The following is a 13,296-nucleotide window of genomic DNA, read 5'->3' as shown; positions in this document are numbered from 1 at the left end:
GGTGACAGGCTAGCAGGCCCGGTGTGCACGCCGCGCACGCGTGATGCCGCCCCTACGCGAAGCGCCGGGCAATGCCCGGCGCTTCCTGTGCTGCGTGGGTCGCTGCGTGCCCGGTCAGAACGACCAGGTGAACGTGATCGAACCATTGCGGCCATCGCCATACGCGCCGTAGCCGTTGATCTGCGAGAAGTACTTCTTGTCCAACAGATTGTCGAGGTTGGCCTGCACGCTGAACTCGGGCGAGATGCGGTAGCGCACGAACGCACTGACCAGCGCGTAGGCATCCTGCTCGATGCGACCGTAGGCCGGCACCGGGTAGTAGATGCGGTTCTGCCAGTTGGCGCCGCCACCGACGGTCAGCGCGGTCAGCGACTGCGGGGTGTAGCTGGTGAACAGCTTGATCGTCGTCTGCGGCAGGTTGGTGTTGATGTCCGCATCGTTGATGTCCTTGGCCACATAGCGTGACGCGCCGAAGGTGGCATTCCAGCCCGGAGCCAGCTCGCCGTTGAGTTCCAGCTCGACGCCGCGGCTCACCGTGCCGCGTGCGGCGATGTAGGCGAACTCGTTGAGGCTGCCGTCCACCGGAATGGTGGTGGCCTGGCCCACGTTGTCCTGCTCGATGCGGAACACCGCCAGCGATGCATTCAGGCGGTTGTCGAACCAGGCGGCCTTGACGCCGACTTCGTAGCTCTTGCCGTCGACCGGGTCGAGGTAGCTGCCGTTCTGCTGCTTGAGCGTCTGCGGCTGGAAGATCTCGGTGTATGCGGCGTACGTGCTCCAGGTGTCGTTGAGGTCATAGACCAGGCCGGCGTAGGGCGTGGTGACCGTGTGCGAACGGTCGGCGTCTTCGCCTGCGCTCTTCCAGTCGGTGTAGCGCGCGCCGAGGATCAGCTTGAGCGGGTCGGCCAGCGACAGACGGGTTGCAGCGTAGCCGGCCTTCTGGGTGATGGTGCCTTTGCTGGCCAGCGCCAGCGCGTTCCAGTTGGGTTCGGCGATGTTGCCGGTCCAGTTGAGGTAGCTGCGGAACGGGTCCCACGGACGGCCCTCGCCCCCGACCTGGTAGTCGCCATAGTTGGCGTACCGGCGCTTGTTGTAGCTCAGCCCGGCCATGAACTGGTGCTCGCGGCCGAACAGCTGGAACGGGCCTTCCACGAAGCCGTCGATCGCATCGACCTTGCGCTCGGTGTTGTAGAACCCGGCCGACGGCGAGACCCCTGCGCCGGTCACGGGATCCAGCAGCGACGCGCCCGTGGTCCAGTCGTTGTAGGCCGGGTAGAACAGTTTGTCGTCGGCCCGGGTTTCATCGTGGGTGGCGCCGATACGGACCTTCCAGTCATTGGCGAAGCCGTGTTCCAGCGTGGCGAACGCGCGCTTGCTGGTGGTATCCCAGTAGGTCCACTTCGCGGCGGAATTGAACGCCTCGTCGTAGCCGGTGGGGCTGCCGTTGTCGTACAGCATCGGGAAGCCGCCCCAGGTCGCGCCATTGGCGCGCTTCTGCTGGTAGTCGTAGCCCACGCTCAACTGGGTGTCCGGGGTCAGGTCGGCGTCGATCACCGCATAGCCCAGCGTCTTGTGCTGGTCGTAGCGGTCCATCTGCGATTCGGTGTCCAAGTAGCTGCCAATGACGCGGGCGCGCACCGAACCGCTGGCATTGAGCGGGGTGGTCACGTCCACGGTGGAGCGGGTGCGCCCCCAGCTGCCCACGTTCACCGATACGCTGCCGGTCAGCTCGGCGCTGTCGGCATGCTTGCGGATCAGGTTCACCGACGCCGAGGGGTTGCCCGCGCCGCTGAGCAGGCCGGTCGCGCCGCGCACCACTTCCACGCGGTCGTACAGCGCCAGGTCCAGGCCGGAGTCGCCATAGCTCCAGTTCTGCACCATCTGCGTGGGCAGGTTGTCGAACTGGTAGCTGTCGATATAGAAGCCGCGCGCGTAGAACTCGGTGCGCTCGGTGTCCGACTGGGTGCTGCTCACGCCGGTGGTGTTGGCCAGCACGTCGATGATGTCGTCGAGGTTCTGGTCCTCGATGCGCTGGTGGCTGATGATGCTGACCGACTGCGGAATCTCGCGCGGGGCCAGGTCGAAGCGGGTGCCGGCCGAGGTCCTGCGCACCGAGTAGCCTTCGGCGCGCTCGCCCTTGACCACCACCTTGTCCAGGGTGGTGGCGTCGACGGCGTCCTGGGCCAGGGCGGGTGCGGCCGACAGCGCGCACAGCGCGGCGAACAGGGCCTGCGACAGACGGCGCTGGGGCAGGTGGCGGGGCATCACAACGGAAGAACGGATCATCGGCGGTTCCAGGGCGCGGGCACGCGCGGCCGGTGTCCTCGATGGCCACGCGCTGCCCAGTGGGGTGGGGGTCGGTGCGGCGCTGGCGGGACCCTGCAGGCAGGGCGGCGGCGGCGCGACCGATGACCGCCGTGCCTCCCTGGCGCGGACGGGGTGCGGGTATGGTAATGGGAATCATTACTATCGCCAATTCAGGAAGATCGGCCGACGGCGGCCGGGCGCGGCGCGGGCTTAACGTGGTGCGCCGTAGCGTGGGCGCATTTCCTCCCGCAGCAGGATGACGACCATGCGCCCGCGCAACACGATCTGCCTGTGGTTCGATGGCACCGCCCTGGAGGCGGCCACCTTCTATGCCCACACCTTCCCGGACAGCGCCGTCATCGCCGTCCACCATGCCCCCGCGGACTTCCCCTCCGGCAAGCAGGGCGACGTGCTGACCGTGGACTTCACGGTGGCCGGCATTCCCTGCATCGGCCTCAACGGCGGCCCCGCGTTCCGGCACAGCGAGGCCTTCTCGTTCCAGATCGCCACCGACGACCAGGCCGAGACCGACCGCCTGTGGGATGCCATCGTCGGCAACGGCGGGGAAGAGAGCGCGTGCGGCTGGTGCCGCGATCGGTGGGGGCTGTCCTGGCAGATCACCCCGCGCGTGCTCAGCGAGGCGGTCACCAGCAACGACCCGGCCGTGGCCAGGCGCGCCTTCGAGGCGATGATGACCATGCGCAGAATCGATGTGGCCCGCATCGAGGCCGCCGTGCGCGGGTAGACGCCGCTGGCGCACCGCCTGTCAGATCACCCTGTCCACCCACGAAGGAGGTTCCATGAAGAGGATGTTCGCTGTGTGCCTGGCCGCCATCGCCCTGCAGGCCGGTCCCATGCCGGTTGCAGCAGCCACGCCCGCCCCATCGCCGCTGGCGGGACGCTGGGCGATCGACGTCGCCACGCTGCCGATGCCGGCGGCGGAGCGGCCCAGAAGCGTGGTGCTGGAATTCAAGGCGGCCGATAACGGCAGGTGGACCACCCGCGCCGAGATCATCGACCCGAAGGGCGCCACGATGACGGCCGACAGCACGCTGCCGCTGGATGGCACGCCCGGCCCGATCACCGGCAACTACGGCGCGGACGTGGCCTCGCTGAGCATGCCTGCGCCGAACGTGCTGGTGATGCAGCTGGTCGACCACGGCACGCCGGCCTCCACGCGCATCTATACCGTGGCCGGGGACCGCAACCAGATGACCGAATCCAAGGCGTTCTTCGGCAAGGATGGCAAACCGATCCTGATGACCATCCATTTCACGCGCGTGCCGTGACCCTGGCGGCGGCGGAGCGCACGGGTGTGCGCTCTGCCGAGACGCTACAGCGGTATGTCCAGGCTCCGCTTCAAGGTGCTCAGCGCCACGGCCGTGCGGTATCGCTCGATGTTGTCGTCGTTGCCAAACAACCGTTCACTGATCGCCTCGTACTCCTCCATCGAGGCGGCGCTGAGAATCAGCAGGAAGTCGGCGTCACCGGTGATCGCGTAGCACTGCTGCACGGCGGGGTCGTCCTGCACGCGGCGGCGGAAGGGCGCCACGCGGTGGGGCTGCTCGCTGCTGACCCGCACTTCCACCATGATCGTCAACGGGCGGCCCAGCCGGTTCTGCTCCAGTACGGCAACGTTGGCACGGATGATTCCGGCGTCCTGCAGGCGCTTGATGCGGCGCTGCACGGCGGGTGCGGACAGGTGCACGGCGTCGGCGATCTGGCGCTGCGGCGTGGTGTTGTCGCGCTGCAGGATGGCCAGGATGGCGCGATCGAAGTCGTCGGGGGTATGGGCAGCGGCGGACATGGCGAGCGAAACATGCAGGAAGGCACCTGCAATTGAGCCCTTGCTTCGGCCCGCACGCAATATGCTGGCGCGATGTCGACGTCACGCTCCGCCGCATTGATCCCCGTCCTGGCCGTGCTCGGCTCGGTCACCGCCTTGTCTGTGGGCACCTCCTTTGCCAAGCAGTTGTTCCCGCTGATCGGCGCGCAGGGCACCAGCGCGTTGCGCGTGGGCTTTTCGGCGCTGGTGCTGCTGGCCGTGTTCCGGCCGTGGCGCTGGACCACCTCGCGCGCCGATGCCGGCGCGATCATCCGCTACGGGGTCACCCTGGGTGCGATGAACCTGATGTTCTACATGGCCCTGCGCACCATCCCGTTCGGGATCACGGTGGCCATCGAGTTCTGTGGGCCGCTGGCCGTGGCGATGTGGTCGTCGCGGCGGCCGGTGGACTTCGTCTGGGTAGGCTGCGCGCTGGTCGGGCTGCTGTTGCTGCTGCCGCTGGGGCATGGCGCGCCGCTGGACCCGGTCGGTGTGCTGTTCGCACTGGGCGCGGCGGCGTGCTGGGCGATGTACATCATCTTCGGCAAACGCGCCGGCCACCTGCATGCCGGCCATACGGTGTCGCTGGGGTTGTGCGTGGCGGCGCTGGTGGTGGTCCCGGTGGGCGTGGCGCATGCCGGCATGGCGCTGCTGGACCCGAAGATCCTGCTGTTCGGGCTGGGTGTGGCGATCGTATCGAGCGCGATCCCGATGTCGCTGGAGATGATGGCGCTGAAGCGGTTGCCGAAGGAGACCTTCGGCATCCTGATCAGCATGGAGCCGGCCGTCGCCGCGCTGCTGGCGATGGGGTTGCTGCACGAACACCTGACCCCGCTGCAGTGGACCGCCATCGGCTGCACGGTGGTGGCATCGGTGGGCAGCACGGTAACCGCCCGGCGGCCCACACCGCAGGCCCCAGGCACGCCGGCGTAGCGCCGGCGCGCGGAAGGCCGGTTGCGGCATCGGTTCCGCACCGCACCGGTAGAGCCGACCGTTGGTCGGCTGCTCTACGGTGGCCACCGGGAAACCGCGCGCTGCGCGCGATAGCCGGCTAGAAGCCGGCTCTACGATGGCGCCGAGCGATCGCTGTTCAATGGCAACCGCACCGGTAGAGCCGACCGTTGGTCGGCTGCTTTACGGTGGCCACCGGGAAACCGCGCGCTGCGCGCGATAGCCGACCAACGGTCGGCTCTACCCGCGTGTCGCCGCTACCGGTCGGCCCCGCCCGTGCGCCGCCGCAACCGGTCGGCCCCACCCGCATTCCGCCGCAACCGGTCGGCCCCCACGTTCCGCCGCAACCGGTCGGCCCCACCCGCGTGCCGCCGCTACCGGTCGGCCCCCCACGTGCCGCCGCAACCGGTCGGCCCCGCGTGCCGCCGCTACTGGTCGGCGTTACCCGCCGGTGCGTCAGCGCTGTCGTGCCGGGGTGTCACCGGCGATGTAATACGGGGCGGTGCTGCGTGGCAGGGGCGCGCGGCCGCGGATGCGGTCGGCGATCTTCTCGGCGATCATGATGGTGGTGGCGTTGAGGTTGCCGGTGATGATGCGCGGCATGATCGAGGCATCCACCACGCGCAGGCCCTGCATGCCGTGCACGCGGCCCTGGCCGTCCACCACGCTCATCGCGTCGGTGCCCATCGCGCAGGAACACGACGGGTGGTACGCGGTCTCGGCGCGGGCGCGCACGAAGGCGTCCAGCTCGGCGTCTGTCCTGCAGTCGGCGCTGGGGCTGATCTCGCGTCCGCGGTACTCGTCCAGGGCCGGTTGGGCGATGATCTCGCGCGTGATCCGGATCGCATCGCGGAACTCCTGCCAGTCCTGATCGGTGGACTGGTAGTTGAACAGGATCGACGGATGCGCGTGCGGGTCCAGCGAACGTGCATGCACGCGGCCGCGGCTGGGTGTGCGCATCGAGCCCACGTGCGCCTGGAAGCCATGCTCCTTGACCGCATTGGTCCCGTTGTAATTGATCGCCACCGGCAGGAAGTGGTACTGGATGTTGGGCCAGTCGAAGTCCTCGCGCGTGCGGATGAAACCGCCCGCCTCGAACTGGTTGCTGGCACCGATGCCGGTCCCGGCGAACAGCCACTCGGCGCCGATGGCCGGCTGGTTCCACCACTGCAGGGCCGGGTACAGCGACACCGGCTTTTTGCAGGCGTACTGCATGTATACCTCCAGGTGATCCTGCAGGTTCTCGCCGACACCGGGCAGATCATGCACCAGCGGCACGCCAAGGGATGCGAGCAGTGCCGGCGCGCCCACGCCGGAGCGCTGCAGGATCTGCGGCGAGGCGATCGCGCCCGCGCACAGCAGCACCTCGCGGCGCGCATGCGCATCGATCGGCGTGGCGCTGCTGCCGGCCAGGTAGCGCACGCCGACCGCGCGCTTGCCGTCGAACAGGATGCGGTCGGTGGTGGCGTGCACCACGATCTGCAGGCCATCGCGGTCTTTGGCCATGTCCAGGTAGCCGCGTGCGGTGCTGGAACGGCGGCCGCGCGGGGTCACGGTGCGGTCCATCGGGCCGAAGCCTTCCTGCTGGTAGCCGTTGAGGTCGTCGGTGCGCGGGTAGCCGGCCTGTACGCCGGCCTCGACCATCGCGTGGAACAGCACGTTGTTGCCGTTTTTCGGGGTGGCCACGCTGACCGGGCCATCGCCGCCGTGGTAGTCGTTGGCGCCGATGTCGCGGGTTTCGGCCTTGCGGAAGTAGGGCAGCACGTCGTGGTAGCTCCAGTCCTCCAGGCCGTCGAACGAGGCCCACTGGTCGAAGTCCATCGCGTTGCCGCGGATGTAGCACATGCCGTTGATCAGCGACGAGCCGCCCAGTCCCTTGCCGCGCCCGCACTCCATGCGCCGGTTGTCCATGTGCGGTTCCGGCTCGGTCTCATACGCCCAGTTGTAGCGGCGGCCCTGCAGCGGATACGCCAGCGCGGCCGGCATCTGGGTGCGAAAGTCCAGGCGGTAGTCGGGCCCGCCGGCTTCCAGCAGCAGCACGCTGACGCCGGGGTCCTCGGTCAGGCGCGCGGCCAGCGTGTTGCCGGCCGAACCGGCGCCGATGATGATGTAGTCGTACTCGCGCTTCATCGCGGTGTCTCCTGGTAAGGCCGGTTCAGAACACCGACGCGTAGCGGTCCAGCTCGATCTGGATGGATTTGGTGCGGGTGTAGGCGCGCAGAGTGGCCAGCCCGTTCTCGCGGCCGACGCCGGACTGCTTGTAGCCGCCCACCGGCATCTGCGCCGGTGACTCGCCCCAGCTGTTGATCCAGCAGATGCCGGCCTCGAGCTGGTGGATGAGGCGATGCGCGCGCGCCAGGTCGGGCGTCACCACACCGGCCGCGAGGCCGTAATCGGTATCGTTGGCGCGGCGCACGGCCTCCTCCTCGTCGTCGTAGGCCAGCAGGCTCATGACCGGCCCGAAGATCTCCTCGCGCACGATGCGCATGTCATCGCGGCAATCGCTGAAGATCGTCGGTGCCACGTAGCAGCCCTTGCCCAGCGCACCGTCGGTGAGGCGATCGCCGCCGCACACCAGGCGTGCACCCTCGGCCTTGCCGCTGGCGATGTGATCGAGCACGCGCTGCATGTGCGCGGCGCTGACCAGCGGGCCGAAGTTGGTATCCCGGGCCAGCGGATCACCGATGCGGATGCGCCTGACGCGCTCCAGCAGCTTGGCTTCGAACGCGGCCAGCGTCGCTGCGGGCACGAATACGCGGGTGCCGTTGGTGCAGACCTGTCCCGAGCTGTAGAAGTTGGCCATCATCGCCACGTCGGCGGCGAGGTCCAGATCGGCGTCGGCGCAGATGATCAGCGGCGACTTTCCACCCAGCTCCATCGTCACCTCCTTGAGCGTGGAACTGGAGGCACTGGCCATCACCTTCCGACCGGTGGCGGTGCCGCCGGTGAAGGAGATCTTCTCGATCAGCGGGTGCCCGGTCAGTGCCGCGCCGACGCCGGCGCCATCGCCGGGCAGCACATTGAACACGCCGTCGGGCAGGCCGGCCTCGGTGAAGAGTTCAGCGAGCTTCAAGGCGGTCAGCGGGGTGACTTCGCTGGGCTTGAAGATCACCGCGTTGCCGGCCGCGAGCGCCGGAGCGGCTTTCCACAGTGCGATCTGGATCGGGTAGTTCCAGGCGCCGATCGCACCGACCACGCCCAGCGGTTCCTGGCGGGTGTAGAAGAAACTGTGCTCACGCAGTGGCACCTGGCTGCCTTCCAGCCCATGCATGACGCCTGCGTAGTACTCCAGCACGTCCGCGCCGGTGACCACGTCCACGCTCAGTGTTTCGCTCAGGGCCTTGCCGGTGTTGCGCGATTCCAGCTCGGCCAGCGCGTCGTTGCGCTCGCGCAGCAGCGCGACCGCGCGCAGCAGGATGCGCGACTGTTCCACGGTGGTCAGTGCGGCCCAGACCTTCTGGCCTGCCTGCGCGCTTTCCACCGCGGCGTCGAGATCGTCGCTGTTGGCACTGTGCACGTTGGCGAGCAGCTCGCCGTTGGCCGGGTTGATGACCTCGAAGGTCGTTCCGCCCTGGGAAGGAACGTAGCGGCCGCCGATGTACAGCAGCTGGTCGGGGAAGGTGGGCATGTCGATGACTCCTTTGCAGCGGGAGACCAGCGGGCGTCAGCGCGTGAGGTGCAGGAACTGCAGGTGACGCTCGTACTGGTCGATGATGTCGTTGATGATCTGCTGGCGGCTGTAGCCCACCAGCTCGTAATCCTGTCCGCCTTCGTAAAGGTGGACTTCGGCGCGGTAGTAGCGTTGATTGCGGAAGCGCTGGGCAGCGAACGACGGCGTGAGGTACCCGCGCATGACCACCTGGTAGGTGAACACCTGTTGTTCGCCGTGGTCCACCAGCAGTTCCATGTGGCCGGGCTCGAACCGGGTCTGCACATCCAGGCCCTGTTCGCGCAGCTGTGCGGCGACGGCCTCGATCGCCGGCTTCACGTCGGTGTCCATGAAGCGGTACACCTCATCGCGCGCCGGGAAGTGCACGGCCTGGGTGATGCGCTGGCGCCAGCCCCGCTGATGTCGCGACTGCCCGATCAACGGGATCGGCGAGTACTGCGAGGCCTTCTTGCGCTGCGACTCTTCGCCCAGCGCACGGGTCAGGCCCCAGATCATCAGCAGCAGCACCACCGAGAACGGCAGCGAGGCCAGCACCACGGCGGATTTGAGCGCATCCATGCTGCCGGCCAGCAGCAGCCCGGCGGTGACCAGCCCGGTCATCACGCCCCAGAACACGCGCAGCCAGCGCGGGCCGTCGTCTTCCGGGGTGCCGCCGTGCGAGGACAGCGTGGACAGCACCACCGTGCCGGAGTCGGCCGAGGTGACGAAGAAGACGAAGCTGACGATCACCGTGACCGCGATGACGGCGCGGCTCCACGGATAGCTCTCCAGCAGCGCGTACAGCACGGTGGGCGGGTTTTCCACCGCCATCTGCGCCAGGTGGACCTGGTCGTGGTGCAGGATCTGGTCCAGTGCGCTGTTGCCGAAGATGGACAGCCACGCCAGGGTGAAGCCAAGCGGAATCAGCAGCACGCCGAGCACGAACTCGCGGATGGTGCGGCCACGCGAAATGCGGGCGATGAACAGGCCTACGAACGGTGCCCAGCCAATCCACCAGGCCCAGTAGAACACCGTCCAGTTGCCCAGCCAGTCCGGGCGTCCCCCGTAGGCGTACACGTCGAAACTCTTGCCGACCACGTTGCCGAGGTAGTCGCCCAGGTTCTGCATCAGCGCGTTGAGCAGGTACTGCGTGGGCCCGGCGAACAGCATGAACAGCAGCAGCGAGATCGCCAGCAGCATGTTGATGTTGGACATCCAGCGCACGCCCTTCTCCACACCGGAGACCGCCACGGTGATTGCCGCGCCCATCATCAGCACGATCAGCCCGACCTGCACCCAAGCCGCGTGCGGTACCGGGAACAGGGTATCCAGGCCCGCGTTGAGGTGCAGTACGCCAAAGCCCATGTCCGCGCCGAGGCCGAACACGGTGGCCACGATGCCCAGAGCATCCACGGTGTAGCCGATCGGCCCGTTGATGCGCTTGCCGATCAGCGGGTACAGCGCCGAGCGCAGTGCCAGCGGCAGGTTGTGGCGGTAGGCGAAGTAGGCCAATGCCATCGCGGCGAGTGCGAACACGCCCCAGCCATGCAGGCCCCAGTGCAGGAACAGCAGCTGCATCGCCTGCCGCGCGCTGGCCTCGCCACTGCCGGTCCCGCCCTGTGGCGGCAGCAGGTAGTGGGTAAGGGGTTCGGAGACGCAGAAGAAAAACAGGGTGATGCTGATACCCGCGGCGAACAGCATGCCGGCCCAGGACAGATAGCTGAACTCCGGTTCGTCGTGATCGGCGCCGAGTTTGACGTTGCCGTAGCCGGACAGGGCCACGCCGACCACGAACACCAGGTACACGGTCATCGCCAGCAGGTAGTACCAGCCAACATTGCGCGACGCCCAGGTCTGCGCGTCCAGCAGCGCGACGCCCGCATCGATCGGAAATGCGGCCACCAGAATGGCGAATGCCGCCACGAGGGTGGCGGCAAGCAGGAACACGGGGCGAAGCGTGCGCACCTCGGGCGGATGCGGCTCCAGGATAATCATGAGGCGGGGGACGCTCCGATGCCTGGACGGCAGAGGGGCGATTTATCGCATACCGGGTGTGGATGCTGCGTCAGCACATCGCCCGGCACCCGGCCGGGCACCACGGTCAGCGCAGGGCGCTGGTAGGCACCTGCAGGTCCATGCCCACGGCGAGGTGATCGGAGAACGCGGCCGCCATCGCTTCGGTGCGCTGGATGGTCAGGCCATCGCTGACCAGGATGTGGTCGATCGCGCGTTCGGGCCGCCAGCTCGGGAAGGTTGGCACCACGCAGCCCGGCGGCTGCAGCCGCGTATGGCGGTACAGCGCCTGCATTTCCGGGCGATCGGCAACGCAGTTGAAATCGCCCATCAGCACCGCGTTGGGGTGGTCGGACAGCAGCTCGGCGATGAAGGCCAGCTGCGCCATGCGGGAGTTGGTGCCCAGCGACAGATGGGCCACCGCCACCGCGAGGCCGTGGCGGCCATCGCCGAACTTGGCCAACAGCACGCCGCGCCCGCCGATGCGGCCGGGCAGGGCGTGGTCCTGGACTTCCACCGGTTCGAGCCGGCTGAGCAGGCCATTGGCGCTGGAGGCCACTCCGCCCATGCGGCGGTTGGGCTGATGGCTCCAATAGTTGAAGCCGGCGCGCTCGGCCAGGTAGTGGGTCTGGTTGGTGAAGCCCGAGCGCAGGCTGCCCGGATCGGCCTCCTGCAGGCCAACGATGTCATGGCCGCTGGCGAGCTGGGCGATGGCATCCAGGCTGCTCCGTTTGCGCCCCGCCGGCAGCGCATGTGACCAGCTGCGGGTCACATAGTCGCTGTAGCGGCGGGTGCTGGAGCCGGCCTGGATGTTGGCCGTGAGCAGGCGCAGGGTCCGCGTGTCGGGGGAAGTCACGACGGGTTCGCTGTCAGCCGGGCTCAGTTGCCCTTGGCGGCGCGTTCGCGCGCGACCAGGTGGTCGGCGATGCGCAGCATGTCCGGGAAGTTCTTGCCCTTGACCAGGTACTTGCCGTTGACGATCACCGACGGGGTGCCGGTCACGCCGCTGCGCTGGGCGAACTGCTTGGCGGCATTGGTCTTGGCGTTGACGGCGAAGCTGCTCATGGTGGCGGCGAACTGCTTCGGATCGGCACCGAAGGTGGCGTAGAACTTGGCGATGTCTTCGACCGAATCGCGGCCGCGCTCGCCCTTCAGGGTCTGCTGGGCGTGGATGGCGGCGTACAGCGCTTCGTGGGTCTTGTCCTGCAGGCCCATGCTCTGCGCGGCGTAGAACGCACGGCCGTAGTCATCCCAGGTGTTGCCGAACATGGCCGGCACGTAGACGAAGCTCACATCGCTCGGCAGACCGGCCTTCCACGGCCCGATCAGCGGCTGGAACGCGGCGCAGGCCGGGCAGACATAGCCGAACACTTCGGCCACTTCGATCTTGCCGGTGGCCGGCTGGAACGGCTGGCCGTTCTCGATCACCACGTAGTCGGTGCCGGCAACCGGCTCCGGGCCGGTCGGGCGAGCCGAGGCGGACGGCGACGGCGCAGCAGCGTTCTCGGTGGCCGCGGCAGCCGCAGCGGTCTCGCCGGCGGCGGCCGGGGTTGCCTGTGCGTCGGCGGGAGCGGCCGGTTCGCTGGCCGGGGCCGTTGCCGGGGTGGCCGGCTCGGTCGGGGCGGCGGTGTTGGCAGTGCCATCCTGGGCCTTGCATGCAGCCAGGATCGGCAGCAGGGCCATCAACGTCAAAGCGAAACGGGTTTTCATCGAAGCATCTCCAGCGGATGAACAGGGTGGGCCGACGCGCTGCGACGGCCAGGGGAACATGATGACATGCGGTGGCGAGGCCCCCGCGTGCACGGTGCGTGACGGTTCAGCGAGCGTCGCTTCAGCGCGCTTTTTCGGTACGGGCGCGGGCGATCAGGGCATCGGCATTGCGCAGCATGGACTCGAACGAATCGCCCTTGACGCGGTACTTGCCGTTGATGATCAGGGTCGGGGTGCCCGGCACCTTGGTACGCAGGGCGAAGGCGCGCGCGCTCTTCACCCGGGCGTCCACCGCATCGCTCTTGAGCGCGGTGATGTAACGTTCCGGAGCCACGCCGTAGCCCTTGTAGAAGCCGGCCAGTTCATCGGCGGAGATGTTCTGCATCGGCAGCGAGCGTTGTTCATGCAGCGCATCGAACATGGCGCGGTGGCTGCGCTTGGCGACGCCGAGCTGGTCGGCGGCGTAATACGCGCGCGCGAAGGAATCCCACACGCCACCGAACGCGGCGGGCACCGGGGTGAAGCGGACGTCCTTGGGCAGCTTGGCGGCCCAGGCTTCCAGCTGCGGCTCGAAGTGCGCGCAGTGCGGGCAGGTGTAGCCGAACATCTCCACCACTTCGACCTTGCCGGCCAGCGGGGCGAACGGGCCGGCGTCTTCGATCAGTTCGTAGTCCCGGCCTTCTTCCAGCGGCGCGGCCGGGGCGGCGAGGACACTCAACGGGCTCAGGGCAAGCAGCAGCAGCATCAGGCGGGGCATCACACTCATCTACATCCATCTCCATCGGAAAAAAACGACGCCGGCCCTATCGCCGGCGTGCTGGTGAACATACCCCGCCGCCCA

11 protein-coding genes are annotated in these 13,296 nt (G+C 68.0%); 3 read left to right on the top strand and 8 right to left on the bottom strand.

Going from position 1 to position 13,296, the window contains the following annotated elements; translation table 11 throughout:
- Window positions 1–114: 114 nt before the first annotated feature.
- Window positions 115–2,286, bottom strand: coding sequence for a ferric-rhodotorulic acid/ferric-coprogen receptor FhuE (fhuE, locus tag ACLB90_RS06425; RefSeq protein WP_411852148.1), 2,172 nt, complete (start codon window positions 2,284–2,286; stop codon window positions 115–117).
- A 286-nt stretch (window positions 2,287–2,572) separates the two neighbouring features.
- On the opposite strand from fhuE, the gene ACLB90_RS06420 reads away from it, so the two are divergent.
- On the top strand, window positions 2,573–3,052 hold the full coding sequence (locus ACLB90_RS06420; RefSeq protein WP_411852147.1) for a VOC family protein: 480 nt from the start codon (window positions 2,573–2,575) through the stop codon (window positions 3,050–3,052).
- 55 nt (window positions 3,053–3,107) lie between these two features.
- Complete coding sequence (locus ACLB90_RS06415; RefSeq protein WP_411852146.1) at window positions 3,108–3,596, top strand: LuxR family transcriptional regulator; 489 nt, start codon at window positions 3,108–3,110, stop codon at window positions 3,594–3,596.
- A gap of 44 nt (window positions 3,597–3,640) precedes the next feature.
- Here the strand turns inward: ACLB90_RS06415 and ACLB90_RS06410 are convergent, their stop codons facing one another.
- Complete coding sequence (locus ACLB90_RS06410; RefSeq protein ID WP_411852145.1) at window positions 3,641–4,114, bottom strand: Lrp/AsnC family transcriptional regulator; 474 nt, start codon at window positions 4,112–4,114, stop codon at window positions 3,641–3,643.
- A 72-nt stretch (window positions 4,115–4,186) separates the two neighbouring features.
- Between ACLB90_RS06410 and ACLB90_RS06405 the strand changes: the two genes are divergently transcribed.
- Window positions 4,187–5,065 carry an EamA family transporter gene (locus ACLB90_RS06405; protein ID WP_411852144.1) on the top strand — a complete coding sequence of 293 codons (879 nt, stop codon included), beginning with the start codon at window positions 4,187–4,189 and terminating at the stop codon, window positions 5,063–5,065.
- 474 nt (window positions 5,066–5,539) lie between these two features.
- Here ACLB90_RS06405 and betA read toward each other — a convergent pair whose 3' ends face one another.
- The 6 genes from betA to ACLB90_RS06375 all read right to left on the bottom strand — a co-directional run bounded on the left by betA (window position 5,540) and on the right by ACLB90_RS06375 (window position 13,221).
- Complete coding sequence (betA, locus tag ACLB90_RS06400; protein WP_411852143.1) at window positions 5,540–7,213, bottom strand: choline dehydrogenase; 1,674 nt, start codon at window positions 7,211–7,213, stop codon at window positions 5,540–5,542.
- A 25-nt stretch (window positions 7,214–7,238) separates the two neighbouring features.
- A complete protein-coding gene (betB, locus tag ACLB90_RS06395) occupies window positions 7,239–8,711 on the bottom strand; it encodes a betaine-aldehyde dehydrogenase (protein WP_411852142.1) in 1,473 nt (490 codons plus the stop codon).
- A 36-nt stretch (window positions 8,712–8,747) separates the two neighbouring features.
- Complete coding sequence (betT, locus tag ACLB90_RS06390; RefSeq protein ID WP_411852141.1) at window positions 8,748–10,727, bottom strand: choline BCCT transporter BetT; 1,980 nt, start codon at window positions 10,725–10,727, stop codon at window positions 8,748–8,750.
- Between the two features lie 106 nt (window positions 10,728–10,833).
- On the bottom strand, window positions 10,834–11,601 hold the full coding sequence (locus ACLB90_RS06385) for an endonuclease/exonuclease/phosphatase family protein (RefSeq protein WP_411852140.1): 768 nt from the start codon (window positions 11,599–11,601) through the stop codon (window positions 10,834–10,836).
- 23 nt (window positions 11,602–11,624) lie between these two features.
- Window positions 11,625–12,455, bottom strand: a complete 831-nt coding sequence (locus tag ACLB90_RS06380; RefSeq protein WP_411852139.1) for a thiol:disulfide interchange protein DsbA/DsbL — start codon at window positions 12,453–12,455, stop codon at window positions 11,625–11,627.
- 121 nt (window positions 12,456–12,576) lie between these two features.
- Window positions 12,577–13,221 carry a thiol:disulfide interchange protein DsbA/DsbL gene (locus tag ACLB90_RS06375; protein WP_411852138.1) on the bottom strand — a complete coding sequence of 215 codons (645 nt, stop codon included), beginning with the start codon at window positions 13,219–13,221 and terminating at the stop codon, window positions 12,577–12,579.
- Between the last annotated feature and the right edge of the window lie 75 nt (window positions 13,222–13,296).

The organism is Stenotrophomonas sp. LGBM10 (assembly GCF_046736075.1).
Classification (GTDB): Bacteria; Pseudomonadota; Gammaproteobacteria; order Xanthomonadales; family Xanthomonadaceae; genus Stenotrophomonas.
Note: the sequence above shows the minus strand (reverse complement) of the source record. Positions and strands in the feature narration are given on the sequence as shown.

Excerpts from the sequence above, each read along its gene's own strand:
- fhuE (WP_411852148.1), bottom strand. The coding sequence starts at position 2,286 with ATGATCCGTTCTTCCGTTGTGATGCCCCGCCACCTGCCCCAGCGCCGT.
- ACLB90_RS06420 (WP_411852147.1), top strand. The coding sequence starts at position 2,573 with ATGCGCCCGCGCAACACGATCTGCCTGTGGTTCGATGGCACCGCCCTG.
- ACLB90_RS06415 (WP_411852146.1), top strand. The coding sequence starts at position 3,108 with ATGAAGAGGATGTTCGCTGTGTGCCTGGCCGCCATCGCCCTGCAGGCC.
- ACLB90_RS06410 (WP_411852145.1), bottom strand. The coding sequence starts at position 4,114 with ATGTCCGCCGCTGCCCATACCCCCGACGACTTCGATCGCGCCATCCTG.
- ACLB90_RS06405 (WP_411852144.1), top strand. The coding sequence starts at position 4,187 with ATGTCGACGTCACGCTCCGCCGCATTGATCCCCGTCCTGGCCGTGCTC.
- betA (WP_411852143.1), bottom strand. The coding sequence starts at position 7,213 with ATGAAGCGCGAGTACGACTACATCATCATCGGCGCCGGTTCGGCCGGC.
- betB (WP_411852142.1), bottom strand. The coding sequence starts at position 8,711 with ATGCCCACCTTCCCCGACCAGCTGCTGTACATCGGCGGCCGCTACGTT.
- betT (WP_411852141.1), bottom strand. The coding sequence starts at position 10,727 with ATGATTATCCTGGAGCCGCATCCGCCCGAGGTGCGCACGCTTCGCCCC.
- ACLB90_RS06380 (WP_411852139.1), bottom strand. The coding sequence starts at position 12,455 with ATGAAAACCCGTTTCGCTTTGACGTTGATGGCCCTGCTGCCGATCCTG.
- ACLB90_RS06375 (WP_411852138.1), bottom strand. The coding sequence starts at position 13,221 with ATGAGTGTGATGCCCCGCCTGATGCTGCTGCTGCTTGCCCTGAGCCCG.